Below are 26,136 nucleotides of genomic sequence, written 5' to 3' on the forward strand. Positions count from 1 at the left end.
ACCGACGCTTTCACCCTTCATTTTTCGGCACATGAGAAAAATTAAAACGACCGTTTCAAATAATGAAACTAAAAAATAGCACTGCCAAAACAATTTAAATCACCGGATCTCGATGGCACAATTCGCGCCAACAACTCATCAAAAAATCGTGGCACTGCCACATAACGAGGAAGAACCAGTGGAAGCTTATCTCGGGGAAATTAGGTTGTTTGCGTTCGGTATGTCGCCGCGCGATTGGGCGCCATGTGCAGGACAACTGATGAACGTCAATATCAATCAGGCGCTGTTTTCGGTCCTGGGGATTCAATACGGGGGAGATGGCAGAAACACCTTCAAGCTGCCGGATTTGCGCGGGCGCGTCGCAATGCACCGTCTGCCGGGGACTTACACACAAGGCGTTCCCGGTGGCGAAGAGACCGTCACGCTAACGCAGGCGCAAACGCCCGTTCACACCCATTCGTTTCAGGCCGCGACGGACAGCGGAACCCAGCCTATCGCCAGCACCGACAAGAACCGGCTGTTTGCGAAAAGCGCTGTGGTCGCCGATGTAAAAACGGTTGACGGCGCTGCGTTGTATGGCGCGCCGACGGAGCAAACGCTCGTCAAGGAATCGCCTGAAGCCTGTAGCACAACGTCCGACGCGGTCGGCCACAACAACATGCAACCGTCGCTGGTCATGAGCTACATGATCTGCATCAACGGCATTTACCCATCGCGCGGCTAGGAGTTCGACATGACACCTTACTATGGAGAAATCCGCTTGTTCGCGGGCAGCTACGCCCCGGTTGGCTGGATGATCTGCGATGGGACGCTCGTCAACATTTCGGATTTTGAAGTCTTGTTCTCGTTGATCGGAACGACCTACGGCGGCGACGGCGTTAGCCGGTTCGCGTTGCCGGATCTGCGCAATCAGGTGCCGATCGGCATGGGGCAGGGATTGGGGCTGAGCAATCGCGTGCTGGGGCAAAAGCTCGGGAGCGCCACGGTCACGCTCAAGTCGACCGAGGTGCCGGGCCACGTGCATGACGTCTATGCGACGACCGGCGATGCCACCACGCCGACGCCGGGCGAAGGCGTCATGCTGGCCAAAACCGCAGCCAACTTCTACGACACGGGTGCGCGCAATCCGGGCGGCAAGGCCGCGTTGTCGCCGAAGGCCATCAAGCCGTCGGGCACCGCAGAACCGACGCCTCACAACAACCTCATGCCCACGGCGACGCTGAACTACATCATCGCCGTGGACGGGATCTATCCGTCGCAGGGCTGACCAGAGCAAAAAATGGACGAATACTACATTGGTGAAATTCGCATCTTCGGGTGCAACTACCCGCCTGCCTACTGGGCATTTTGCGACGGCTCGCTGTTCCAAATACGTTCCTATCCGGTGTTGTTCGCGGTGATCGGCAATCGCTTCGGTGGTGACGGCAGGCTCACGTTCGCCGTTCCCGATCTCCGGGGATATGTGGCGCAGGGGATGAATGCGGCGGGTGACTTGGGCAAGATTCAAGGCGCGACGACGGTCACGCTGACTGACGAGAACATGCCGTCGCATACGCACACCGCTTATACGAACAACACGCGCCCGGGCAATGTGACCGGCGACGACAAGTTGCCTGCCCGATTCATCTCGGCGGGCGCGAACGCCTTCGTGGAGGATTCTGCGTCATCGCTCGTGTCGCTGTCGCCAAAGACGATGAGTGCCGTTGGCGCAGGCGCGGCACACAACAATATGCAACCGTTCCTGCCGATGAATTTTTGCATCGCATTGGAGCGTGGAGAATACCCGCCGCGTCCGTGAGGTCGGACGACAATGGTCAAATAACCAGCGCCCCACAGATAAGAGATATCGGTGCGCCATTGAAAGCCCGTCGGCAGTTAGCGACGGGCTTTTTTATCGATGCGGCATCAAATCCCGCCAAGCAAATCGTGCGAGTCGAGAATAGCGAAGGCGATTTCGGGGCGGGCGTCGAGGCAGCGTCGAATGGCCGCAGGAATGTTGGCGCGGGTTTTCCGACACAAGCCGGGTTGCGCGTCCAATTGAATGATGATGCCGCGAAGGGTTTTGACCTCGTTCGGGCTTGGCGTGATGCGCAACTGAATGCCGAGCTGAGCATGCATCAATCCGATCATGCGATTCAGATCGCTGTAGCTGGAAATCGCCTCGATGCGAGCGATCAGCTTCTTTTCCTCGGTTTGCGTGAGCTTCAGAATGGGCGGGATGCTTCCCGCACCCTGCAAGAGCGTTTCCCGCTCGCAGGTGCAGGCACCGGGCGGGCACTCCGTACGAATGGGAATCTGAATCTCGGCGGCCATGACGGGGACAGCGCAATTAAGGGGGCGTACGACAGGGAATGGCGGGCGTGGCGCCCATTATCGGCCAAACCAGTATCGCCGGTGTGACGCCCGGGAGCCATTAGGGATTTCAACGCCTGTGTGCGCCCCCCCAAAAAACGGCACAGGCTACGAGATCGCGCGATAACCCTGATCTGCGAGATGTTGTTGCAGCCACGCCCCACCGGACCGAGCGACAACTACGTTCTTCACGATAAACACGGCACTCCCGGCCAACATCGTCGCCGGATATCCGATGGACCAGAGAACTCCAACAAGGCAGTCAACGGCAACCAAACGCCCACCTCGGCGCACGAGCCCTTCCGAAAGTGCCCACAGAGATCCAAAAAGCAGCGCGGCCCAGTTGAAACCGGGCTTCACGCGACGCTCCGGCTTAGTGGAATGGATCATCAAAGTCGAAGGCATGACATCTGGTGGGAAAGAGTGAACACAGGCCATTTAACGTCTTACCATCGGCATTCTTTAGCCGATGGGACTTGTACGCGCGCTTCAGGATCACCCCCGCCCTTGAGCCAACGCAAGGAATCCCCCGGCCGACACCGTTATACTCTCGCGCTCTTATTGCCTTCGCATTACTTCAGGGAAATATCTAATGAGCGCTCTGCCCCCGTGCCCGAAATGCAACTCCGAATTCACGTATGAAGACGGCGGGATGTGCATCTGCCCGGAATGCGGCAACGAATGGTCTGCACAGGCCGAAGCTGCGGCGGAGCCGACGGAGCGCGTCTATCGCGATGCCACCGGCGCAATTCTGCAAAACGGCGACACCGTCACAGTCATCAAAGACCTGAAGCTCAAAGGCGGCGGCGGCACGATCAAGATCGGCACCAAAGTGAAGAACATCCGCCTCGTCGACGGCGATCACGACATCGACTGCAAAATCGATGGCTTCGGTGCAATGAGCCTGAAAACGGAGTTCGTGAAGAAGGTGTAAAGCCTCGCGTCGCAGGGCCAGCACCGCTTTGCCCCTTCGACGCAGTATTTCCCTGACATGATTCCCCTCACTTTACGCAAGAGAGGCTTTCATTTTCGCGCGTTTATCGAAATGAGGCGGCTCCCTACACTGTCACACATGCTGTGATGCAGTGAGACGGGAGGAGACGCCCGCCAAAATGGAAAAACCGGCGCACATCGGTGCGCCGGTTTCCGTTAAGAACCCAACCGTCTCCAGCAGGTGCGTCCTCACAACGCCCTCACCACACACGACGGCCATGAAAAAGAAGATTGCTTTAGCGGCGTTTCTCGCAGTGCCCGGATCTTTCGCGATCCTCGCCCTCGCCTGTCTGCACCCCGTCCTGCGCCGTGAACTGGCCCGCGCAGCCGGGCTCGAACCCGTGTTCGCCAACGTGTCGCGACAAGTCGTCCTGCTCGCACTCGTCTATCACCTGAACATGCATCACCGTCACCGCGAACGCGCCGTGCGCGCCTGCCTTGCGCGTGGCGGCGTCGATTGCGACGTCTTCGCACAGTAAGACGCCGACCGCTCAGCGCGCCCGAATGGCGAATCCATCGATGTAAGCCGTCAGATCGGCAGCACTCGCCGCATCCCACCGGCGACCATCGCACAACACTTCGCCGCTAGCCTCCGACACCACCGGCACCGCCTCCGCGCGCGCCGCCGCCGCGAACAGGTCCGTCTGATTCACTTTCGCCGCCGTTTGCGCGGCATGAATGACCGCATCGTCCCCCACCATCCCCCAACGACGGTACTGCGAGACGAACCACATCCCGTCCGACGGATGCGGGTAATTCACCACGCCACCGTCAAAGAAGCTCACCGGCAATAACGCGTGCCGACCGGACAAGCGTCCGAAATCCCCCAGCAAGCGCGCCGCGATCAGATCGCGCGGCGCCCCCACCCACGCCGGCTCCGCCAGCCAGCCCGCCGCTTCCGCCCGGTGCCCCGGCATGTCCAGCCACCGGCACGCGCTCAGCAGCGTGCGCACCAGCGCTTGCGCCGTCTTCGGATAACGGGCGACGAAGTCCCGTCGGCAGGCGAGCACTTTTTCCGGGTGATTCGGCCAGATATCGCTCGACACCGCGACCGTCCGGCCCAACCCGCGCGCCTGCGCCACCGCGTGCCACGGCTCGCCGCAGCAGAAACCGTCCAGCCCGCCCTCTTCCATCGCCGCGACCATATGCGCGGGCGGAATCACCATGCTGGTAATGTCGCGCAACGGATCGATGCCCTGCGCAGCGAACCAGTAATTCATGAACATCGCGTGCGTGCCTGTCGGGAACGTCTGTGCGAATACCGGCTTGTGGCCGAGCGACACCAATGCCTCACGCAGATCGCCCGTCTCAGCCAGCGCGTCCGCTAGCGACGGGGTCACCGTCACTGCCTGTCCGTTGCGGTTAAGCACCATGAGCACGGCCATATCCTCGCGCGGCCCACCAATGCCCAGCTGCACGCCGTAGACCAGCCCGTAAAGCGAATGTGCCGCGTCCAGCTCACCGGTGAGCAGCTTGTCACGGATCGCCGCCCAGGACGCTTCCCGGCTCAGTTCCAGCGTAAGTCCATGCTCGTGCCCTAGCTCCAGACGCTTTGCCACGACCAACGGCGCAGCATCCGACAGCGCGACGAACCCCACACGCAAATGACGCTTCTCCGGCACATCGTCCGAAATTCGATCTTGCCGGTCCGGCGATGGCCCATCGGAAGCCAACCATGATGACGTCGACATGTGCAGTGTCTATCCCAGTAATTCGGCAATCGAGACGAGCTGGCGCGCCACTTCGACGAGCTTCTCGCCCTGATCCATCGCCCGTTTGCGCAGGATGGCGTAGGCCTCCTGCTCGGAAATCCGCCGCCGGTCCATGAGCAGCCGCTTCGCGCGGTCGATCAGTTTGCGGTCGGCCAGTTCGCTTTCCGCCTTGGCCAGTCGCGCGCGCAACTTCTCCTCATGGGCGAAGCGCGCGAGCGCGACTTCGAGAATCGGTGCGAGACGGTCCGCTGCCAGCCCTTCGACGGAATACGCCGTCACCCCGGCGTCGACGGCCGCACGAATGAGCGACTGATTGCCGTCGGCGGAAAACATCAGCACCGGACGCGGTGCGGCCGCATTCATGACCGCCAACTGCTCCAGCGTGTCGCGCGACGGCGACTCGGTATCGATGATGACCACGTCCGGCCGCTCGCTCTCCACCACGCGCGGCAACGCCTGCGGCTTGGCGACCTCGGCCAGCATCTCGCATCCCAGACGCGCGAGCGCCGCCCGCAACTCGCCAATCGGCTTGTCGGTGTCGGTCACGAGCAGCACGCGCAGCATGCCGTGCTCGCTCTTGGTGACGGGAACGTCAGGCGGCACGAGCGACAACTTCCTCAGCGACTACGCCCATCTCGCCCATCGCTACCGACGCCTCACCCACGGCTCCGCCGACGAGCAGAATGGACGGACTGGCGAATCCTTGCGCGCGCACGTCGGCCGCCAGTCGCCCCAGCGTCGTCACCATGCGGCGCTCCTGCGGTGTGCCCGCCCACTGCACCGCGCCCGCCGGTGTGTCTGCATCGAGATGCGCCAGCAACGTCGCGCTCAACTCCTCCACCCGATGCAGTCCCATGTAAATCGCCAGCGTGGTGCCCGTCGCGGCGAGCGCCGACCAGTTCGGGGCACTGCCGTCCTGCCGGTGCGCGGTGACGAAGGTCACGCCCGCGCAATGATCGCGGTGCGTGAGCGATATGCCCAGACCGGCCGCCGCCGCGAACGCCGACGAGATGCCGTTGACGATCTCGACCGGCACGCCCGCACGCCGCAACGCCGTCATTTCCTCGCCCGCGCGACCGAACATCAGCGCGTCGCCGCCCTTGACCCGCACCACATGCGCGCCGCGCTTCGCGAAGCGGCACATCATCCGTTCGATGAACGCCTGCGGCGTCGAGCGGCAACCGCCGCGCTTGCCCACGGCAATCACGCGCGCCCGCGGTGCGAGCGTGGCGATCTCGGGATTGGCCAGATCGTCCACGAGCAACACGTCCGCCTCGCCGAGCACGCGTGCCGCGCGCAACGTCAGCAGATCGAGCGCGCCAGGTCCGGCGCTGAGCAGAGTGACTTTGCCGTTCTTCATGATCGTTCTCCCTTGATTCCTTTACATCCTCGATGTCGTGCATGGAGGCTCGTCGCTCACGACACTTAAGCTGCATTCGTCGTCACCGCTGACGCCGCACACATGCGCTGCAACTCCGGCACGCACGAACCGCAAACCGTCCCGCAGCCAAGCTTCGCCTTCAGTTGCGCGACATCGGCCCCGGCGGCAATCGCTGCGTCGATGCTCGACGCCGTCACCGACTTGCACTGACATACGGTGCGATCCCGCGGCACCGCTGGCCCGCTATCGGCGACGAACACCGCGTGACGTGCGCGCGTCCACGGCGACGCCCCTTTCACGCGTGCGAGCAACGTCGTCGATCCCGCAATATCCGCCTCGCTGCCCGCGACCAGCACACCGTCGATGAGCGTGTTGCACCAAGCAACGCGCTTGGTCATTGCACGGCGCGCGTCGCGATACTCCAGCAGCGATTCGTCTCGCGGCAGGGCCAACGCCGTATGCAGACGCTCCAGCCAATCGGCATCCGGTTCAGCGTCGGCAGCCGTCACCACCAGCCGGTCGTCGCCCTCCAGCCGCACCGTCGCGAACCGTCGCTCCGCGAGCAACGGCTGCACGGTCGCGTGCAATTGCAGCGCATCGCCACGACGCACCGCCGCCACGCGCCACGGCAACGTCACGGGTTCGACGCGCACCGCTGCATGCTTCAATTCCGGTTGCTTCGAGTATTTGTCGACGGTACCGATCGTGGTGTCGTTCACGCCACCGCCACCGAGAAACTGACCGCTCCAATGCATCGGGACGAACACCGTGCCCGACGCCACGTCATCGCTCACCGTCAGGATCAGCACCCGTTCACCGCGACGGCTCGACAGGCGCACGAAGTCGCCCGCCCGCAAGCTGCGACGCGCCGCATCCGCAGGATGCATCGTCAGCGCCGGTTCAGGGGCATGCTCGAACAACTGCCCCACGCGCCCTGTGCGGCTCATGCCGTGCCACTGATCGCGCAACCGTCCCGTAATCAGACGCAGCGGATGCCGTGCATTGATCGGCTCAGCCACCGGCCGATACTCGAACGCGTGAAAGCGCGCACGGCCGTCGCCGGTCGCGAACACGCCGTTCTCATAGCGCCGGGCCGCACCGCGCGCTGCGCCCGCCGGATACGGCCACTGCTGCGGACCGTCACGCTCCAGCAAGGCGTAATCGATGCCGCCGATGTCGAGATCGCGGCCGAGCGTGAGCGTGCGATGTTCGTTGAAGATCGTCTCGATGGACGAAAACGCGAACGGCTCGGGCGACGCGTCGAGCTTCGGTGCGAGACGTCGCGCCACTTCGCTCGCAATCCACCAGTCAGCGCGCGCATCGCCGGGTGCGGGGATCGCCGCGCGCACACGCGAAATCCGGCGCTCGGAATTCGTGACGGTACCGGCCTTCTCGCCCCAACTCGCGGCGGGCAGCAGTACATCCGCGTAGGGCACCGTATCCGTCTGATGAAAAGCTTCCTGCACGACGACGAACTCCGCCGTTGCCAGCGCTTCGCGCACGCGTGCGCTGTCCGGCATCGAATGCACAGGGTTCGTACAGGCGATCCAGATTGCTTTGATACGTCCGTCGCGCACCGCATCGAACATCTCCACAGCGGGCAGGCCCGGCGTGTCGGAGAGTCCCTGCACGCCCCAGAGCTGTTCGACTTCGGCCCGATGGGCCGCATTGCCGATATCGCGATGCGCGGCGAGCATGGTGGCCAGTCCGCCGACTTCGCGTCCGCCCATGGCGTTGGGCTGACCGGTCAGCGAGAACGGCCCGGCACCGGCGCGTCCGATCTGCCCCGTTGCCAGATGCAGATGGATGAGCGCAAGGTTCTTCTCCGTGCCGTGGCTCGACTGATTCAGTCCCATGCAATACAGCGAGAGCGCCGCCGGGCTTTCCCCGAACCAGTCCGCCGCCTGACGCAACGCCGACTCTTCGATGCCGCAGATATCCGCGACGAGCTTCGGTGGATAGGCGCGCAGCACTTGCTTGAGGGCGTCGAACCCTTCCGTGTGCGCATCGATATAGCGACGGTCGATGCGCCCTTCCCAAATGAGGTGGTGCAGCATGCCGTGAAACAGGGCGACATCCGTACCCGGCACGATTGCCAGATGCAGGTCCGCCATCGCCGCCGTATCGGTGCGGCGCGGATCGACCACGATCCAGCGAATCGACGGATCGGCGGCCTTCGCCGCTTCCAGACGCCGGAACAGCACCGGATGCGCATACGCCATGTTGCTGCCCGCGAAGATCACAGTGCGGGCGGCTTCGAGATCGTCGTAGCACGTGGGCGGGCCGTCGGCACCGAGCGCCATCTTGTACGCGCTCACGGCGCTCGACATGCACAGTCGCGAGTTCGTGTCGATGTTGTTGGTGCGCACCAGCCCTTTCGCGAGCTTGTTGAAGACGTAATAGTCCTCGGTCAGCAACTGCCCCGAAACGTAGAACGCCACCGAGTCCGGTCCGTGACGGCGAATGACGTCGGCAAAGCGCGACGCCACCGTTTCCAGCGCGGCGTCCCACGTTGCGGGGACGCGCTCGGCATCGCGCGTGGCGCGCATCTCGGGCATCAGCACGCGTCCGGCGAGCGACTGCGCTGTCAGCGGCAGCGTCATGCCTTTGCTGCACAGTCGTCCGTAGTTCGCCGGGTGGTTCGGATCGCCCTGCACACCGACGATGCGCTCGCCGTCGCTCTCGACGAGCATGCCGCAACCGACGCCGCAGTAGCAGCAGGTGGTTTGCGTGAGGGTTGTCATGGGGACTCCGGCGCTTGTTTGTATGTGTCGTGGGTGTTGCGCAAACCGATGAAAAAGCGGCAACCGTCAGGCCGCTACCGTCTCGGTCGCGGAAGTGCTCACCGTCTCGTCAATCGACAGATACACCTCGCCCGCGTCGATCCGCACCGGGAAGCGCTGTGCGCAACCGACGTCCGGTGCGCAGGCTTCGCCCGTCGTCAGATCGATGTTCCAGGCGTGCAGCGGACACGTCACCTTCTCGCCGTGCACGATGCCCAGCGACAACGCGCCGCCCTTGTGCGGACACTTGTCGCGCAGCGCGAAGACGTTGTCGCTCTCGGTGCGAAACAGTGCGATGTTGCCGCTTGCGTGGTTCAGCACACGCGTGCCCAGACGCGGGATCGCATTTACGTCGCAGACATGCAGCCAGATCGGTTGGGATGACGTCGTCATGGGATCTCCTCAGGCAGTCGTGGTTTCGGTCGCGACGTCGGCAGGCGTTGCGCTCTGCGCCGTCGCCGTGAGCGGCCGGTACTCGTTGGCTTGCGCGCCGTTGATACGCGCCTGCCACGGGTCGGGCAGTCCGTCGAGCGAGAACAACAGACGCTCATACAGGGCACGACGATTGGCGGCGTCCGCCACCACGCGCTGCTTCACGTAATCGAGGCCCACGCGATCGAGGTAATGCACCGTTCGGTCGAGGTAGTAGGCTTCCTCACGATACAACTGAAGGAACGCGCCGGTGTACTCCTTGACCTCCTCGGCCGTCTTCACCTTCACGAGGAACTGCGCCACTTCCGTCTTGATGCCGCCGTTGCCGCCCACATACAGCTCCCAGCCCGAGTCGACGGCAATCACGCCCACGTCCTTGATCCCGGCTTCGGCGCAGTTGCGCGGGCAGCCCGACACGGCCAGCTTCACCTTGTGCGGCGACCACATGTTCGCGAGCATCGTCTCCAGATCGATGCCCATCTGCGTGCTGTTCTGCGTGCCGAAGCGGCAGAACTCGCTGCCCACACACGTCTTCACCGTGCGGATCGACTTGCCGTAAGCGTGACCCGACGGCATACCCAGATCGCGCCACACGTTCACCAGATCGTCCTTCTTCACGCCGAGCAAGTCGATGCGCTGACCGCCCGTGACCTTGACCATCGGAATCTGATACTTGTCGGCCACATCTGCAATGCGGCGCAGTTCGCTCGCATTCGTCACACCGCCCTTCATCTGCGGGATGACGGAGAACGTGTTGTCCTTCTGGATGTTGGCGTGCACGCGTTCGTTGACGAAGCGGCTTTGCGGATCGTCCACCGCTTCCTTCGGCCACGTGCTGAGCATGTAGTAGTTCAGCGCCGGACGGCACGTTGCGCAGCCGTTGGGCGTGCGCCATTCGAGGAAGTCGAAGGCGGCGCGGTGCGTGGTCAGGCGATGCTCGCGCACCGCACGACGCACATCTGCGTGCGACAGGTCGGTGCAGCCGCACACGGCCTTCTCCTTCGGCGCGGCGTCGTAGGTCGAACCGAGCGTGCTCATCAGAATCTGTTCGCACAGCCCTGCGCACGAGCCGCAGGAACTGGCGGCCTTGGTGTGCTTCTTCACTTCGTCGAGCGTGAACAGGCCCTTCTCGGTGATGGCCTTAACAATGGTGCCCTTGCAAACGCCGTTGCAACCGCAGACCTCGTCGGTATCGGCCATGGCCGACGCGCGGTTCTGCCCTTGCGTGCCGACGTCGCCCACGCTCGACTCGCCAAACATGATGCGCTCGCGCAACTCGCCCAGCGTGCGCCCTTCGCGCAGCAGCTTGAAGTACCACGCGCCGTCCGCCGTGTCGCCATACAGACAGGCGCCGACGAGCTTGTCGTCGCGAATCACGAGCTTCTTGTAGACGCCGCTCGCCGGGTCCGACAGCACGATTTCCTCCGTGCCCTCGCCGCCCAGAAAGTCGCCCGCCGAGAACAGATCGATGCCCGTGACCTTGAGCTTCGTGGAGAGCACCGAGCCGCGATAGCTGCCGATGCCCATCAACGCGAGGTGATTCGCGCAGACCTTGGCCTGCTCGAACAACGGCGCGACGAGACCGTACGCCACGCCGCGATGGCTCACGCATTCGCCCACGGCGTAGATGCGCGGATCGTAGGTTTGCAGCGTGTCCGACACCACGATGCCGCGTGCGCAGTGCAAACCGGCCGCTTCCGCCAGCGTGGTATTCGGGCGGATGCCTGCGGCCATCACCACGAGATCCGCCGCGATTTCGTCGCCGTTGCTGAACTTCACGGCGCGCACGCAGCGGTTGTCGTCGCCGAGAATCTCGGACGTCTGATGCGACAGACGGAACGCGAGGCCGCGCGCTTCGAGCGACTGTTGCAGCAGCTTGCCCGCCGTGCTGTCCAACTGACGCTCGAGCAGCGTGTCGGCCAGATGCACGACCGTGACGTCCATGCCGCGCAGTTTCAGGCCGTTGGCCGCCTCCAGACCGAGCAGTCCACCGCCGATCACGACCGCGTGACGCTTCACCTTGGCCGTCTCGATCATGATTTCGGTGTCGCGGATGTCGCGATAGCTGATCACACCATCGAGATCCTTGCCCGGCACCGGCAGAATGAACGGGCTGGAGCCGGTCGCGATGAGCAGACGGTCGTAAGGCGCTTCGGTGCCGTCGGCACAGCGCACCACACGGCTCCGACGGTCGATCTGCGTGACTTCGCGGCCCAGATGCAACGTGATGCCCTTCTCCGCATACCAGTCGAGCGGATTGAGCACGATGTCCTTGAACGCCTGTTCGCCAGCGAGCACCGGCGAGAGCAGGATACGGTTGTAGTTCGGATGCGGCTCGGCGCCGAACACGGTGATGTCGTATTGGTTCGGTGCAATCTCAAGCAGCTCTTCGAGCGTGCGGATGCCGGCCATGCCGTTGCCGATGACGACCAGACGAGGTTTGCGCATGCTGTCTTCTCCTGTAGCGCCTGCAGCGCCCGAAAAACAAAACGGCGTCCATCCGTGCCGAAGCACAGAGGGACGCCGTTGTCCTGTGGGTACGTCGCAGGCTGTCCCGCCTGACGTCGCACCTGAATTCTTTGCCGGCGACGCCTTTGCCGCTGGCACTAACGCTAACGCAACAAGCGTGCCAGCACGTGGGATATCGCCCGCCGAGCGTTACCGGGCAAGGAGAAGATCAGAAGTTGTCTATGGGAAACGCCCGAAAGTGGCGCTAAAAAACGTTAAATCTGTTGCACCGCACCAGTGCATGACGCTGGGCCGCAGCCCCGCGCGCACCAACTTGATGCCTGCACGCGGTGCGTCAACTGGCTTCCTTCGGTTTGGCACCTGACGATTTGTGTCCGCTGACTTGCGCGCCAGCGTCGTGCGGCAGGCGCATGCCGTCGATCAGTGCGAGTAACGCAATCACCGCCATGACGACGAACGTCCAACGGAAACTCGCGGTGCTGAACGGTGCGACACCCGCCACTTCCGTGAACTTGAGGATGAGCGCACCAAGCGCGATGCCCATGCCCGTCATCATCTGCTGAAGCGCGGAAGACAGCGTCGCAGCGCCGCTCATGTCGGCAGGTGGCACGTCGGCGAATGCCATCGTGGCAAGCGTGGTGAACTGCATCGACCGGCAGATGCCCCCGAACAGCAGCACGAGCGCGACGATCCAGAACGGGGTCGTCGACGACAGCGCGGCGCACATCAGAAAGCCGATCACGACAAGCACACCGTTGCCGAGCAGCACACGACGGAAGCCGAAGCGCTTAAGGATCGGTGTCGTTGCGGGCTTGATGCCGAGATTGCCCGCGAAGAGTGCGAGCATCAGCAGGCCGGACGTCACCGCGCTCAGACCGAACGCCAGTTGGAACATGAGCGGCAGCAGAAACGGCGCGCTGCCGATCGTCATGCGAAAAAGCGAACCGCCCCACACCGTCACGGCAAACGTCTGTACGCGCATGGCCGCCAGATTGATGAGCGGGTGCGGCGTGTGCAGGAAGTGCCGGATCGACCAGCCCATCGAGAGCAATCCGATGGCGAGGCAACCGATCACCATCGGCCAGTCGGCAGGCGTGCGGCTTGCCAGCTCGACGCCGAACATCAGCAAGCTGGCACCGACGCCGCTCATCACGAAGCCCGGCAGATCGAACGGCTTGCGCTCGCCCGGCGAGGGGCCGACCAACCACAACGCGCCCGCGAATGCCGCGAGGCCCAGCGGCACGTTGATCAGAAAGATCCAGTGCCAACTCCACGTCGACGAGATGAAGCCCCCAAGCGCGGGACCGAGGACGGGGGCGGCGAGGCCCGGCCATGTGATCGTTGCAATGGCACGCACCAGTTCCGGCTTGGGGGTATTGCGCAGCACGACGAGTCTCCCGACAGGCACCATCATTGCCCCGGCCAGCCCCTGAAGCACCCGGCAGGCGGTGAACATGCCGAGGCTTGTGCTCATCGCGCACAGCACGGACGCCAGCGTGAAAAGCGCGATGGCGGCGGGGAACACGCGGCGCGGCCCGAGCCGGTCCGCCAGCCACCCGCTCGCCGGAATGAACGCAGCGAGTGCAACGAGATAAGCCGACAGACCGATGGACAGTTGCGACGGCGCGACGCCGAAGTCCGTCGCCATGGCGGGTAGCGACGTGGTGATGATGGTGGCATCGAGGTTCTCCATGAAGAACGTCGACGCCACCAGAAAGGGCAGCGCGCGTCGGCTCACTCAGTCCCTCTGCATCAACGCGCGGCCAATGATGAGCTGCTGAATCTGCGTGGTGCCCTCGTACAGACGCAGCAGACGCACGTCGCGATAGAAGCGCTCGACCTTGTATTCATTGATGTAGCCCGCCCCGCCGTGGACCTGCACGCCGCGATCCGCCACGCGTCCGACCATTTCCGTGCAGAACAGCTTGGCGCACGAGGCCCGCGTGCTGACGTCGGCGTCGCGCTTGCCCACGGGCTTCGCGTCGTATCGCGCGGCGCAGTCCTGCACCATCGACCACCCGGCGTAGAGTTCGGCCTGACTGTCGGCGAGCATCGCCTGCACTAACTGGAAGTCGCCGATGCGCTCGCCGAACTGCTTGCGCTCGCGGGCATAGGCCACGGACTCGTCGAGAATGCGCTGCGCCATGCCGCAGGCGAGCGCCGCCACGTGCAGACGCCCCCGGTCGAGTACCTTCATGGCCGTCTTGAAACCCTTACCGGCTTCGCCGCCGATGATGTTCGCCGCCGGGACGCGCGCGCCTTGCAGCACGACGTCGCAGGTCTTCGTGCCGCGCTGCCCCATCTTCTTGTCTGCCTTGCCCAGCGACAGGCCCGGGGTGTCAGCGGGGACGATGAACGCCGAAATGCCGCCTGCGCCCTCGCCGCCGGTACGCGCCATCAGCGTAAACGCCCCGGCGCGCGGCGCGTTGGTGATGAAACGCTTCACGCCGTCGAGCACATAGACGTCGCCGTCGCGCACCGCGCGGGTCTTGAGCGCAGCCGCGTCCGATCCCACGTCCGGCTCGGTCAGCGCGAACGACATGATCAGTTCGCCACTCGCCACGCGCGGCAACAGATCGCGCTTCTGCGCGTCGGTGCCGTCCATCAGAATGCCCTGCGAGCCGATGCCGACGTTCGTGCCGAACACCGAACGGAACGCCAGCGACGTCTGCCCGAACTCATAGGCCACGCGCACTTCCTGCACCATCGACAGACCGATCCCGCCGAACTCCTCGGGAATCGACAGGCCGAACAGTCCCATCTCTTTCATCTCTTCGACGATGACGGCGGGCACTTCGTCGTGCTCCTCGACGTCGTTCTCGGCGGGCACAAGCCGCTCGCGGATGAAGCGTTGGACCGCAGCGAGCAGCAGCTCGAACGATTCGCTATCCAGTCCCTTGGATGTCATTGGGCGTCCCTTGAAATATGTCGTAACACTTGGCGACGGGCGTGAAGCCTGCGCGCCGGATGCCGCTATCTTACCCGCCGACATCGCCGAAAGGCACGCCACGTCAGCCTCTGCCAAGGATGCTGCCCGAGGCTTCCCACGATTCCCACGGATTTCGCAACAGCCTATTAGCTAGCATCCTAATTATTAGTTAACATATAATCTTTCGCCATGACCTCCCTAGAATCGCTCCGCTTTGTCTTCACCAGCCATCTGCTGCTGGCGGGCAAACAATGGCGCCAGTTATCGCAGGGCGCGATTGTCGAATACGGCATCTCCGCGGCGAGCGCCGGCCCCCTGCTGTTCATCCGCCGTCTTGGCCAGGGTGTGCGTCAGGTCGAGCTGGCCGAGTACGTCGGGCTCGAAGGCGCGTCGCTCGTGCGCCTGCTCGATCAGTTGTGCGCGGCCGGTCTGGTCGTGCGCGAAGTGGACGCCAGCGACCGTCGCGCCAATGCGCTGCGGCTCACCGAAGCGGGTGAAACGCTCGCCGAAAAGCTCGAAGTCGAACTCAGCCAGTTGCGTGCCAAGGTGTTCGCGAATATCCCCCGGGAAGATTTCGATGCCGTGCTGCGCGTGTTCGAAACGCTCAACCGCGCGGCGGACCCGGACGGGTCCATCCTCGCGATGGAACTCCCCAAGAAGTAGTCAAAGACGTCGACCGTGCTTACCTGGCCTTCCTCCCGCGACTGGATTTTCTCGATCAAGGCGTTCGTCGCCTCGATGCTGGCGCTCTACATCGCGCTCGCGCTCGGCCTGCCGCGTCCCTACTGGGCGATGGCCACTGTCTACATCGTCTCGCATCCGCTGACGGGCGCAACCCGCTCCAAGGCGCTGTACCGCGTGCTCGGCACGCTGCTGGGTGCTGCGGCGTCCATTGCGTTCGTGCCCGCGCTCGTCAACACCCCCGAATTACTGATGGCCGCCGTCGGTCTGTGGACCGGCACGCTGCTCTATATCTCGTTACTGCATCGCTCGCCTCGCAGTTACGTGTTCTTGCTGGCGTCGTACACGCTGCCGCTCATCGCCCTGCCCGCCGTGAACACTCCGTCGGGCATTTTCGACATTGCCATCGCGCGCTCGGAAGAGATCATTCTCGGCATCGTCTGCGCCAGCGTCGTGGGCGCGGTGATTCTGCCTACGAGCGTGGCGAAGGTGCTGCACGACCGCTCGGCCCGCTGGCTCACCGACGCCGCGCGCTGGACCACCGACATGCTGTCGGCCGACCCCGAAGGTAAAGCTACGCGCCACATGAGCCGTCACCGCATGGCGGCCGACATTCTGGCGCTCGATCAGCTGATCAGCCAACTGTCGTATGACGCCGATACATCGGAGCGCGTGCGCGACGCACAGGAACTGCGCGGACGCATGACGATGATGATGCCGGTACTCTCGACCGTGGCGTCACTGGTGCAGACGTTACGTTTGCATCCGAACGGGGCGCCCGAAGCGCTCGAAGCCAAGATGGCCGAAATCGTCGCGTGGCTACGCCGGGGTGCACCGTCACCCGCGCCCGCCCATCTGCTCAAGCCGCCACAATCGGCCGGTGAAGCATCGGACTGGTATGGCGCGCTCGTGTCCGCGACGGAAGACCGTCTTCGCTCGCTCGTGCAGTTGTGGCAGGACTGCGCCTCGCTGCAACGCCGCTTCGGACAGCATGAAGGCGCCCCCGAATGGACGCCCGCCTTCCCGCACTGGGAACTGGGCGGTGCACGTCACTACGACCACGGCCTGCTGCTGTTCTCGACGATCTCGGCGGCACTCTGCACGTTCCTGATGGGCATGGCGTGGATCTACACGGGCTGGAACGACGGCGCGGCTGGCGTGTCGCTCGGCGCGGTGGCCTGCTGCTTCTTCGCGGCGATGGACGAGCCCGCACCGTTCATCCGCTCGTTCTTCTGGGCGACGGCCGTGTGCGTGGTGTTCGCCGCCGTGTACGTGTTCTTCATCCTGACGAACGCCCATGACTTCGGTCTGCTCGTGGCGCTCTTTGCCGTGCCGTTCGTGCTGCTCGGCACACTGATCCCACAGCCGCGCTTCACGATGGTGGCCATGCTCGTGGCGGTGAACACGGCGACTTTCGTGGGGATTCAGGGCGGATACAACGCCGACTTCCAAAGCTTTCTAAACAACAACATCGCCGGTCTGGCCGGGGTTCTGTTCGCACTGTTGTGGACCTTGCAGACGCGCCCGTTCGGCACGCGCGTCGCCATGCGTCGACTGATTCATTCGAGCTGGCGCGACATCGCAAAGAATGCGATGGGCCGCTCGGTGAGCGAACACAACCGCCTGCGGGCACGGCTGCTCGACCGGCTCGGCCAACTGGTGCCGCGTCTGGCGGCGAGCGAAAGCGAAACGTCGAGCGACGGTTTTACCGAAGTGCGCGTCGAACTCTCCGCGCTCGCTCTACAACGCGAATTGCCGAATCTGAATCCATCGCAACGCAATGCCGTCGAGGCCGCGCTGTCCGACGTGGCGCGCTTCTACCAGTCGCGACTCGACGCACAGGTGAGCCAGCCCGACGCCACGCTGCGAGACAAACTGCTCGGCGCCGTGCGCTCGCTGGTGGCCCATAGCGATCAGGCCTCGCGCAGCGCGCGCGCCTCGCTCATGGACATCCACGTCGCACTCTTCCCGCCTGCGTCCCCCACCTCCACAGCCTTGACCCGGAGTGCCCAATGAGCGGCGAGATCGACATCTACGGTGTATTCGTGCCGACGCTGCTGGCCCTGATGGTCGTGGCGTTCGTGCTGACGGGAGCGCTGCGCTTCGTGCTGGCGCGCATCGGTTTTTACAAACTCGTCTGGCACCGCTCCTTATTCAACCTTGCTGTGTACATCATCGCGCTGGGCGGCATCGTCGCCATCGCGCACGCCTGCCAACCATGAAACTGAAACTTCGCTCTCTCGGTCCCGTCGTTCTGACGCTCGCGGTCTCCTGCGTGGCGGTCTACGTGCTGCTGCACCTCTGGGACTACTACACGGTCGCCCCGTGGACGCGCGATGGTCGTATTCGCGCCGACATCGTGCAGGTCGCCCCCGACGTCTCCGGTCTGATTACCGACGTCGAGGTCAAAGACAACCAGCCGGTGCACCGTGGCGATCTGCTGTTCGTGATCGACCGTGATCGCTACACGCTCGCGTTGCAGCAAGCCGAGGCGACCGCCGCCGCACAGCGCGCCACGCTCGCGCAGGCACGTCGCGAGAACGCACGTAATCATCAGTTGACGGAAGTGGTGGCCAAGGAAGTCGTCGAAGCCGGTCAGGCCAAGGTCGAATCCGGTGAAGCGGCCGTGGCGCAAGCCGACGCCGCGGTGCGTCTTGCGAAGCTCAACCTGGAACGCACCCGCGTGGTTGCGCCTGCCGATGGCTACCTGAACGACCGTCTGCCGCGCGTGGGCGACTACGTGACGACGGGCCGTCCGGTCCTCTCAATGGTCGACGCTGGCTCGCTGCACGTCGAAGGCTATTTCGAAGAAACCAAGATGCGCGGCATCCATATCGGCGACAAGGTGGAAATTCGCCTGATGGGCGAGCGTCACGTGTTGCACGGGCATGTGCAGAGCATCGTCGCCGGTATCGAGGATCGCGACCGCACCAGCGGCGCGTCGATGCTGCCGAACATCAACCCCACCTTCAACTGGGTCCGTCTCGCGCAACGCATTCCGGTGCGTATCGCGCTCGACGACGTGCCCGCCGACATGCGTCTCGTCGCCGGTCGTACCGCCACGGTGACCGTGGTCGAAGGTCAGGACAAAGCGCAGCCGAAACACGCAGAACACGCAGCGCAGCCTGACGATGCAGCACCGACGGCAATGGCCGCCGTCACGCGAAGCGACGCACCGGCGGGAGTGCGCAAGTGAGCGCGACGAAGACCGCCATGAAAGTATCGCGGCCCCGTCTCCTGCTGCTGAGCGCAGTGGCAGTTGCCGCCGCGCTCGTCGCGGGATGTACGACCGTCGGGCCGGACTATCACCTGCCGGAGAACTCCGTCATGCGTTCGTCCGAGGCAAACGGCGCACTCGCGAACGTCTCGAAGCCGGGCGACGTCTCGATCGAAGCGGTGCCGGATGACTGGTGGCAGCTGTACGACGATCCGAAGCTCGACGCACTCGTGAAAGAAGCGCTCGCCGCCAATACGAACGTGCGCGTGGCGCTGGCCAATGTGCAGCGCGCCGTTGCGCTGTATCACGAAGTGGAGTCCGAGAATCTGCCGCAGGGCGGTGTGCAGGCCGAAGCGGCCCGCGCACAGATTTCGGGCGAAAGTCTGCTCAAGGAAGAGAAGCTGCCGGTGGTGAACATTGCCGTCGCCACGCTCGGCATCTCCTATCAGATCGACTTCTTCGGCAAGCTCGCCCGTGCGGACGAAGCCGCACTCGCCGCCGCCGAAGCGAGCCAGGCTGCGCTCGATGTCGCTCGCGTGAGCGTGGCGGCCGAGACCGTTCGCGCGTACGTGCAAAGCTGCGCGGCCAATCACGAGTACGACATTGCCAACGAGCAACTGAAGTTGCAGGAACGCAGCGTCGCGATCACTCGCAAGCTGGTCGACGCCGGACGCGATCAGCCGACCGATCTGCTGCGCGCGCAGGCGCAAGCCGACACGTTGCGCGCCGGGCTCCCGCATTATCTGGCGCAGAACGAAGCCGCCAACGACCGGCTGGCGGTGATGCTCGGCAAGGTGCCGGGCACGCTCGACGCGAGCCTCACGCAATGCCGTCGGATTCCGCAACTCACGCAGGCGCTGCCCGTCGGCGACGGCACGGCGCTGCTTAAACGCCGCCCGGACGTGCGTCAGGCAGAGCGCGAACTGGCATCGGCCACGGCGAAGATCGGCGTAGCGACGGCGGACCTTTATCCGACGATTCGCTTCGGCGCATCGATTGGCGCGAACGGCGTGCTGGAACACTTCGGTCAGGGACGCACCGAACAATGGACCGTCGGTCCGATGATCTCGTGGTCGCTGCCGACCAACGGCGTGCGCTCGCACATCAAGGGCATGGAGGCTGGCGCGAACGCTGCGCTCGCGCACTTCGACGGTGTGGTGCTCAAGGCGATTCAGGAAACGCGGACTTCGCTCTCGGCGTACACCCGCGAATTGCAGCGCGACGATGCGCTGCGCGACGCGCGCGACAAATCCCGTGCCGCTGCGCAACAGAACCACAAGCTCTATCAGGCGGGCCGTGCGCCGTACCTCACGAGCCTTGACGCCGAGCGCACGCACGCGAGCGCCGAAGCAGCGCTCGCTGCGTCCGAAACGCAGGTCGCCATGGATCAGGTCAATCTGTTCCTGGCGCTGGGCGGCGGATGGCAATCGAGCGTCGCAAAGGACAAGGCCGCCATGGCCGAATCTCATTCGTCCGACGCATCTACGCTTTGATCCACGCGTTGAAACGAAGTCGCTGGCGCCTGTCCCACGATATGCACGATATGACCTCGGATACGCTGCCGGGCCTCCAGAAACACACAAGCCCCGTCGGGACCGAGGTCCTCTGGCGGGGCTGTGGCAAGTGACGCGCTAGGGCGTCGTGAGGAAGATTCGCGCGGCGCGGGCGGGACGCGTAATGCTCGAACGGTCGATGCGATCAAACGAATCAGGCGGGCCGTCGGCGAATCGGGTGCAACTTTAGCACTTCAGTACATCTCGGGACTGACTGTCCCTCTTCCACACATCGAGACTTCAGTTGACTGCCGGGGCTTGCGGGGCAGCGCTGTGTTGCGCCGCTTCGATTTCGGCGGTGCGCTTTTGCAACTGAACCGATTGCTCGAAGGTGTACGGGAAGTTGAATTCCGTCACCGGCGACAGGCCGAGTTCGCGTGCGGCTTGCAGTTCGGCGCGCACATGTTCACGGGTCACACCGGTCGATTGATCGGCAGCGAAAGCCGAGCCAGCGGCTACGGTCAGGCTGACCAGCGCAATGGCGCTCAGCAGGTTCTTTTTCATGGAAAACTCCTTTTATCGTTCGTATGTCGTTCAAAGTGACGAAAACCGCTAACCGATCAGTTTTCGCCATGAGTAAATTATAGTTTTCCCTAGGAATTGAACTAGCCTCAAAGCGACAACACACCGTTTCGGAAAAGGTGTGAAATCCGCTGAATTTAGGGGAGGAATGTCTCGAAAATGGCGGGAATATGTCGCGCAATGGGCAAAGGCGACAGATGTGAAATCACAAGGCAAAGCGGCTTCGTGAACGCCCGGAGTTGGCGCTCACGAACTCGTTTGGAAATGGATAACTTCAGGGAGAAATCAGACCGGTGCTGATCGCGGCGGCAATCGCCTGATGCCGGTTGACCGCGCCAAGTTTGCGCTTGGCGTTATTGATGTGAAACGTGACGGTGTGCTCGGAGATCTTCAGAATCAATCCGATTTCCCAAGCAGTCTTCCCGCGCGCCGCCCACAACAGACTTTCGATCTCGCGCGGGCTGAGCTTGCCGGTGCAACGACTGGCGACCCACTGCATGTCGAGTTGCTGAATCGCCTGATGGAAATACAGCGCCGTCAGATAGATTTCACCGACCATGCGCGCTTCGAGTTCGGCCGACTCTTCCGGCGATTTCGCAGTCGCCGCGCTGAAGATCGCCCGCTCGCCCGCAGCGCCATAGATAGGGATCGATACGCCGCTGGCCAGACCATGCGCTCTCGCGTCGGCAAAAATCGGATGCGGCCGCTTTTGCATGAGAAACGTGCGCCAGAGAATCGGCAGTGGCGACAGATTCGCCGCCACCAGCACAGGATCGACTTCAGCATATCCCGCGCTCTGATAGCGCTCGATCCAGGCAGGCGGAAACGTCGTGAAGATGTGACGGCTCGGCATGCCCTGCGCAGAAATGATCTGATCTTCCATCTGGAATGCGGCGGCTTCTCGCTCGCGACGCGGCAACAACGGAGCATAAAACAGCGCGTCGTATTCCAGCGTTTGCGTCAGCTTCTGAAACTCGGCGTCCAGCGCCTCGACCGAGCGGGCTCCCAGCAGCCCCTCATATCGATAAAGGTTGTGATGCATTGCGAGTTACACGTTCTCAATAATTGCCGGTTTGGATGCCGTTATTCGCGCATTGTAGTCCGAGCCTTGTGTTTTGCGGGGAGTAATTTTGCCCAATAAAACAACGACACTTTTTCACGTGGAGTGCGAATCATTTTCTCATTGAATTTCACAACACGCTGCCCAGCCCTTCCAATGCCGACAGGACTTTTCGCAATCCCGGCGTGAGCGGTTTATCCTGCCTGACGACAATCGCCAACGTTCTCGTTAGTTCCGGTGTGAGTGTCGATATACGCAATCCGCGTCGATGATGAACGGCATTCACCGACATTTTCGGCACGATGCTGTAGCCGAGTCCTGCCGCCACCATCTCTTTGATGGCTTCGATGCTGCCCAGCGCCATGACCGGACGCATGCGCAACCCGGCTTGCAGAAACCAGTCGTCGATTAGCAGACGGGTGCTGCTGCCGGATTCGAATGCGACCATAGGCGCGGCGGCCAACGTGTGCGGTGTGACTTCGTCGCCCCACGTGTTGTCGTTCGCCGGTGCTATGGCGACGAACTCGTCGCGCAAAACCGGCGTGACGTGCAGGCTGCGCCCCGCAGCGGGCAACGTCACGAGGCCGATATCGAGCCGGTTTTCCGTGACGGCTGCAACAACGTCGTCGGTATTGCCCGTGCTCACCCGGATGTCCAGTTGCGGATGCCGCTTGCGCATCGCGCGCAGCATGGGCGGCAGCAGGTGAATGCAGGCCGTCGCCCCCGTCCCGATAGCGACTTCCCCGGCCACACCCCGCGCGTGGCTCGACAACGCCTGCATCGCCTCTTCGACGGCGGCATCGATGCGGCGCGCATGTTCGAGCAACGTCAGCCCGGCCGACGTCGGCTTGAGCCGCTTACCCACCCGCTCTATGAGCCGCACGTTCAGGCGTTGCTCCAGTTGACGCACCTGAAGGCTGACGGCCGGTTGCGACAGGTCGAGACGCACCGCTGCCGCCGAGAAACTGCCAGCGTCAACGACTTCGGCGAAGGTATGCAACTGATCCAGATTCAGGCGTCGCATCTCAAAGTTTTCCTTATGAACCGGATAAGATGCCAAGACTTTACCAAGAGATGCGGCAGGCGCACCATGCAGAGTGTGGCGTCGGTCCGGGCGTCCTAACGCGCCAAAGCCTCGTCGACGTTTCGCGACGACGCCTGAATCCGGCCTGAATCCGGCCTTTTGCCCCCATATCGTCATGCCTCTCGTTCTCCGGCTCGGCCTCGCACAACTCATCAACTGGGGCGTGAGCTTCTATCTGCCCGGCGCCTTTGCGTGGCGCATCGCACGCGACACCGGCTGGGCGCAGACCTGGGTCTTCGCCGGTCCGTCGCTCGCCATGCTGGTGATGGCCGCCGTGTCGCCACTTTCAGGCCGCTGGCTCGAACGCATGGGGGGACGCCGCGTGATGTGCCTCGGCACCCTGATTTGCGCCGCCGGATGCGCCACACTGGCCACGAGCACCACGCTCGCGCAGTTCTACGCCGCGTGGTGCCTGCTCGGCGTGGGCATGCGTCTGTCGTTGTACGACGCCGCCTTCGCCACGCTTGCCGCCCTCTACGGGCCCACCGCTCGCCGACCGATGACGCAGATCACCCTGATCGGCGGCCTCGCCACGACCGTCTTCTGGCCGGTAGGCAACTGGCTCGGAGACACATGGGGATGGCGACCAGGGGTGCTCGTGTATGGCGCGTTCGGCCTGCTGGCGTGGGCGTTGCTGCGCAGCCTGCCGCCAACGCCGCCGCGCGCAACAGCCGCCGACGCCAGCAGCAAGACACGCGCCCCGTTGCCGTGGCGGCCCGCCCTGCTCTACGGCGCGATCATGGCGCTGGTCTCGATCCTGTCGTCGGGGCTGGCGGCCCACCTGACGTCGCTGTTGAGCGTGCAAGGGCTACCGGTCGGGCTCGCCGCGCTCTGGGGGCTGGGGCAGGTGTGTGCACGAACACTGGAGTGGCTTCAGCCGCGTCAGTCGAGCGCGGTGAATCTCAACGTGGTGGTCGGCTGCGGGCTGCCACTGTGCTTCGGGCTCGGATTGGCGGGGATGTCGTCCGTCATTGCCGCCGGGGTCTTCATCTTCTTCTATGGCGCACTGAATGGACTGGCGACGCTGCTACGTGCCAGCCTCCCGCTCGAACTGTTCTCGCACGAAGCCTACGCGCGGGCGCTCGGCACCTTGCTCACCCCCGCGTTCGCGGTCTCGGCCGTCGCCCCCTGGGGCTACTCGGTGGCTCGCGCACACTGGGGCGACGCAGCCATCCTCTGGGTGTCGCTGGTCATCGGCCTGCTGATCGCAGTGGCTGCGCTATCGCTGCGGCGTCTGGGGCAGACAGCGCCTGCTCCACAAATGTCCGAAGAAACTCGATCCATGTCTTGACCTTCGCGTCGAGGTACAGCCGCGACGCGTAGACCGCGTAGACATTCGTCCCCTGCAACTCGTAATCGGGCAGCACTCGCACCAGCGAACCGCTGCGCAGCGCCGAGAGTGCCGAGAGCAACGGCACCGGCCCCACGCCACAGCCGCTGATGAGTGCCGCCGCCAGCGAGTCGGCCGTGTTCACGCGCAGCCGCCCTGAGGGCACCGGCAGCTTCACCGCGCCGTCCGGGCCTTCGAAAAGCCAGTGATCGACGGAGTAATGCGGTGCGTTCAGGCGGACCTGCGTGTGCTGCGCCAGTTCGTCCAGCGAGCGCGGTGCACCATGCGCGGCAAGATACTGCGGGGCTGCGCACAGCACCGACGCCATCCGGCAAATCCGCGCCGACACCAGCCCCGAATCGGGCAACTGCGCCGTGGCGAGCCGCAGCGACACGTCGATGTTCTCTTCCAGCAGATCGGGCACGCGCGACGACAGCAGCAAGTCAGCCTCGACGTCCGGATACCGCTCAAGGAAGCGCGCCAGCGCGGGCACCACGAACACCTGTCCGAAGCTGGCTGGCGCGTGCAGACGCAGCGTTCCGCTGGGTGCGGCGCTCGCGGCCCCGGCTTCGGCCTCCGAGACATCGACCAGTGCGATGATGTCGCGGCAACGCTCAAGGTAGCGCTTGCCTGCGTCCGTCAGGGCAAGCTTGCGTGTCGTGCGATGCAGCAGCCGCGTGCGCAGGTGCGCTTCGAGTTCGGAGATGGCCTTGGACACTTGAGGCGTGGTCATGTCGAGCGCGCGCGCCGCACCGGCAAAGCTCGCGACGTCGGCCACGCGCACGAAGATCCGCATGTTCTTTAAGGTGTTCATGGAGGGCGATGATATCGCGGGACGGCGGTCGCACAGACGATGAAGCCACGGCGAGGACAAAGGCGTGCCCGCCGAGATAACCGCAAGTCATATGCACGTGCGGCGATATTCGTTGGGATCGCCCGTCGCGCAGGGTATCCTAGCGGCCCGATCAGAGGTATCTGACCGCACTGATTGCACTTTAGCCGACGAGACTATTCGCATGACCGATATCACCACCCGCCAAGCCGATCATCCTATCGACCCGCAATTCGTGGCCCGCTGGTCGCCCCGTGCGTTCAAGGACGAAACGATTCCCGAAGCCACCCTGTTGTCGTTCTTCGAAGCCGCCCGCTGGGCACCGTCGGCCTACAACGCGCAACCGTGGCGCTTTGTCTTCGCCCGCCGTGGCACGCCGCATTGGGACCAGTTCGTCGGCTTCCTCAATGAGTTCAACCAGACGTGGGCCAAGAACGCCGCCGCCATCGTCCTCGTGATCTCGAAGTCGACGCTCACGCCCCCGGGCAGCGACAAGGAAGTCCCGGCCCCGACCCACAGCTTCGACGCCGGTGCGGCGTGGGGCTACCTCGCACTGCAAGCCTCGCTCTCGGGCTGGGCGACGCACGGTCTGGCAGGTATCGAACACGACAAGATCCGCAACGAACTCGATCTGTCGCCGAAGTACAAGATCGAAGCAGCCATCGCCATCGGCCGTCCGGGCGGCGACGTGAACGCACTGCCCGAAGGCCTGCGCGCTCGCGAAGTGCCGAGCCCGCGCGAGCCGATCGCGAAGATCGCTTCGGAAGGCCGCTTCGCGTTCTAACGCGCCTGCGCCTGTCGTCGCC

The 26,136-nt window shown here is 63.8% G+C and carries 25 protein-coding genes; 12 read left to right on the plus strand and 13 right to left on the minus strand.

All coding sequences use genetic code 11. The features are described 5' to 3' along the window. Positions 1-112 precede the first annotated feature (112 nt). Genes NTU39_RS20235 through NTU39_RS20245 form a run of 3 tightly spaced genes read left to right on the plus strand, consistent with a single transcriptional unit; the run spans position 113 to position 1,798 of the window. Positions 113-724 carry a phage tail protein gene (locus tag NTU39_RS20235; RefSeq protein WP_257958418.1) on the plus strand — a complete coding sequence of 204 codons (612 nt, stop codon included), beginning with the start codon at positions 113-115 and terminating at the stop codon, positions 722-724. 9 nt (positions 725-733) lie between these two features. Beyond that, positions 734-1,267, plus strand: coding sequence for a phage tail protein (locus NTU39_RS20240; protein ID WP_150664237.1), 534 nt, complete (start codon positions 734-736; stop codon positions 1,265-1,267). Positions 1,268-1,279: 12 nt separating this feature from the next. After that, positions 1,280-1,798 (plus strand): phage tail protein, encoded by a 519-nt coding sequence (locus tag NTU39_RS20245; protein ID WP_150664238.1) that lies wholly within the window; start codon positions 1,280-1,282, stop codon positions 1,796-1,798. 107 nt (positions 1,799-1,905) lie between these two features. Here the strand turns inward: NTU39_RS20245 and NTU39_RS20250 are convergent, their stop codons facing one another. Next, positions 1,906-2,313 (minus strand): hypothetical protein, encoded by a 408-nt coding sequence (locus tag NTU39_RS20250; protein WP_150664239.1) that lies wholly within the window; start codon positions 2,311-2,313, stop codon positions 1,906-1,908. Between the two features lie 631 nt (positions 2,314-2,944). Between NTU39_RS20250 and NTU39_RS20255 the strand changes: the two genes are divergently transcribed. Continuing rightward, entirely contained in the window at positions 2,945-3,286 is a 342-nt protein-coding gene (locus NTU39_RS20255; RefSeq protein ID WP_150576401.1) for a zinc ribbon domain-containing protein YjdM, read from the plus strand. 277 nt (positions 3,287-3,563) lie between these two features. Continuing rightward, complete coding sequence (locus tag NTU39_RS20260) at positions 3,564-3,824, plus strand: hypothetical protein (RefSeq protein WP_150664246.1); 261 nt, start codon at positions 3,564-3,566, stop codon at positions 3,822-3,824. Between the two features lie 12 nt (positions 3,825-3,836). On the opposite strand, the gene NTU39_RS20265 is transcribed toward NTU39_RS20260, so the two are convergent. The 8 genes from NTU39_RS20265 to NTU39_RS20300 all read right to left on the minus strand — a co-directional run bounded on the left by NTU39_RS20265 (position 3,837) and on the right by NTU39_RS20300 (position 15,030). Then, positions 3,837-5,036 carry a CmpA/NrtA family ABC transporter substrate-binding protein gene (locus NTU39_RS20265; protein WP_257958419.1) on the minus strand — a complete coding sequence of 400 codons (1,200 nt, stop codon included), beginning with the start codon at positions 5,034-5,036 and terminating at the stop codon, positions 3,837-3,839. Positions 5,037-5,045: 9 nt separating this feature from the next. Then, the gene (locus NTU39_RS20270; protein ID WP_039404017.1) at positions 5,046-5,621 is read right to left on the minus strand and encodes an ANTAR domain-containing response regulator; all 576 of its coding nucleotides are present in this window, start codon (positions 5,619-5,621) and stop codon (positions 5,046-5,048) included. Positions 5,622-5,649: 28 nt separating this feature from the next. Further along, entirely contained in the window at positions 5,650-6,417 is a 768-nt protein-coding gene (gene cobA, locus NTU39_RS20275) for a uroporphyrinogen-III C-methyltransferase (protein WP_257958420.1), read from the minus strand. Between the two features lie 65 nt (positions 6,418-6,482). After that, complete coding sequence (locus tag NTU39_RS20280) at positions 6,483-9,182, minus strand: nitrate reductase (RefSeq protein WP_257958421.1); 2,700 nt, start codon at positions 9,180-9,182, stop codon at positions 6,483-6,485. A gap of 66 nt (positions 9,183-9,248) precedes the next feature. Then, entirely contained in the window at positions 9,249-9,614 is a 366-nt protein-coding gene (gene nirD, locus NTU39_RS20285; protein ID WP_150664250.1) for a nitrite reductase small subunit NirD, read from the minus strand. A gap of 9 nt (positions 9,615-9,623) precedes the next feature. Further along, positions 9,624-12,101, minus strand: a complete 2,478-nt coding sequence (gene nirB / locus NTU39_RS20290; protein WP_150664251.1) for a nitrite reductase large subunit NirB — start codon at positions 12,099-12,101, stop codon at positions 9,624-9,626. Positions 12,102-12,456: 355 nt separating this feature from the next. After that, the gene (locus NTU39_RS20295) at positions 12,457-13,860 is read right to left on the minus strand and encodes an MFS transporter (protein WP_257958422.1); all 1,404 of its coding nucleotides are present in this window, start codon (positions 13,858-13,860) and stop codon (positions 12,457-12,459) included. Beyond that, positions 13,861-15,030 carry an acyl-CoA dehydrogenase family protein gene (locus NTU39_RS20300; protein WP_150664252.1) on the minus strand — a complete coding sequence of 390 codons (1,170 nt, stop codon included), beginning with the start codon at positions 15,028-15,030 and terminating at the stop codon, positions 13,861-13,863. 210 nt (positions 15,031-15,240) lie between these two features. On the opposite strand from NTU39_RS20300, the gene NTU39_RS20305 reads away from it, so the two are divergent. The 5 genes from NTU39_RS20305 to NTU39_RS20325 are packed head-to-tail and all read left to right on the plus strand — an operon-like array spanning position 15,241 to position 20,442. Beyond that, on the plus strand, positions 15,241-15,714 hold the full coding sequence (locus NTU39_RS20305) for a MarR family winged helix-turn-helix transcriptional regulator (protein WP_150662332.1): 474 nt from the start codon (positions 15,241-15,243) through the stop codon (positions 15,712-15,714). Between the two features lie 15 nt (positions 15,715-15,729). After that, positions 15,730-17,748: an FUSC family protein gene (locus NTU39_RS20310; protein ID WP_257958425.1), complete on the plus strand. Its 2,019-nt coding sequence runs from the start codon at positions 15,730-15,732 to the stop codon at positions 17,746-17,748. Continuing rightward, the gene (locus NTU39_RS20315; protein ID WP_039400588.1) at positions 17,745-17,954 is read left to right on the plus strand and encodes a DUF1656 domain-containing protein; all 210 of its coding nucleotides are present in this window, start codon (positions 17,745-17,747) and stop codon (positions 17,952-17,954) included. The genes NTU39_RS20310 and NTU39_RS20315 overlap by 4 nt, the downstream gene beginning before the upstream one ends. Then, positions 17,951-18,928, plus strand: a complete 978-nt coding sequence (locus tag NTU39_RS20320) for an efflux RND transporter periplasmic adaptor subunit (protein WP_150664254.1) — start codon at positions 17,951-17,953, stop codon at positions 18,926-18,928. Before NTU39_RS20315 ends, NTU39_RS20320 begins: the two co-directional genes overlap by 4 nt. A gap of 17 nt (positions 18,929-18,945) precedes the next feature. Continuing rightward, the gene (locus NTU39_RS20325; RefSeq protein WP_257958427.1) at positions 18,946-20,442 is read left to right on the plus strand and encodes an efflux transporter outer membrane subunit; all 1,497 of its coding nucleotides are present in this window, start codon (positions 18,946-18,948) and stop codon (positions 20,440-20,442) included. Between the two features lie 300 nt (positions 20,443-20,742). On the opposite strand, the gene NTU39_RS20330 is transcribed toward NTU39_RS20325, so the two are convergent. The 3 genes from NTU39_RS20330 to NTU39_RS20340 all read right to left on the minus strand — a co-directional run bounded on the left by NTU39_RS20330 (position 20,743) and on the right by NTU39_RS20340 (position 23,108). Further along, a complete protein-coding gene (locus NTU39_RS20330; protein WP_039400593.1) occupies positions 20,743-21,006 on the minus strand; it encodes a DUF4148 domain-containing protein in 264 nt (87 codons plus the stop codon). Positions 21,007-21,298: 292 nt separating this feature from the next. Beyond that, entirely contained in the window at positions 21,299-22,066 is a 768-nt protein-coding gene (locus NTU39_RS20335) for an autoinducer binding domain-containing protein (protein WP_150664256.1), read from the minus strand. Positions 22,067-22,214: 148 nt separating this feature from the next. Further along, a complete protein-coding gene (locus NTU39_RS20340) occupies positions 22,215-23,108 on the minus strand; it encodes a LysR family transcriptional regulator (protein WP_150664257.1) in 894 nt (297 codons plus the stop codon). Between the two features lie 175 nt (positions 23,109-23,283). Between NTU39_RS20340 and NTU39_RS20345 the strand changes: the two genes are divergently transcribed. Further along, complete coding sequence (locus NTU39_RS20345; RefSeq protein ID WP_257958428.1) at positions 23,284-24,459, plus strand: MFS transporter; 1,176 nt, start codon at positions 23,284-23,286, stop codon at positions 24,457-24,459. Here NTU39_RS20345 and NTU39_RS20350 read toward each other — a convergent pair. Continuing rightward, on the minus strand, positions 24,359-25,312 hold the full coding sequence (locus NTU39_RS20350) for a LysR family transcriptional regulator (RefSeq protein WP_150664259.1): 954 nt from the start codon (positions 25,310-25,312) through the stop codon (positions 24,359-24,361). The two genes, NTU39_RS20345 and NTU39_RS20350, sit on opposite strands and share 101 nt — an antisense overlap. 202 nt (positions 25,313-25,514) lie before the next feature. On the opposite strand from NTU39_RS20350, the gene NTU39_RS20355 reads away from it, so the two are divergent. Then, on the plus strand, positions 25,515-26,114 hold the full coding sequence (locus NTU39_RS20355) for a nitroreductase family protein (protein WP_150664260.1): 600 nt from the start codon (positions 25,515-25,517) through the stop codon (positions 26,112-26,114). The last annotated feature ends 22 nt before the right edge of the window (positions 26,115-26,136 follow it).

Source organism: Pandoraea commovens, assembly GCF_024704525.1.
Taxonomy (GTDB): Bacteria; Pseudomonadota; Gammaproteobacteria; order Burkholderiales; family Burkholderiaceae; genus Pandoraea; species Pandoraea commovens.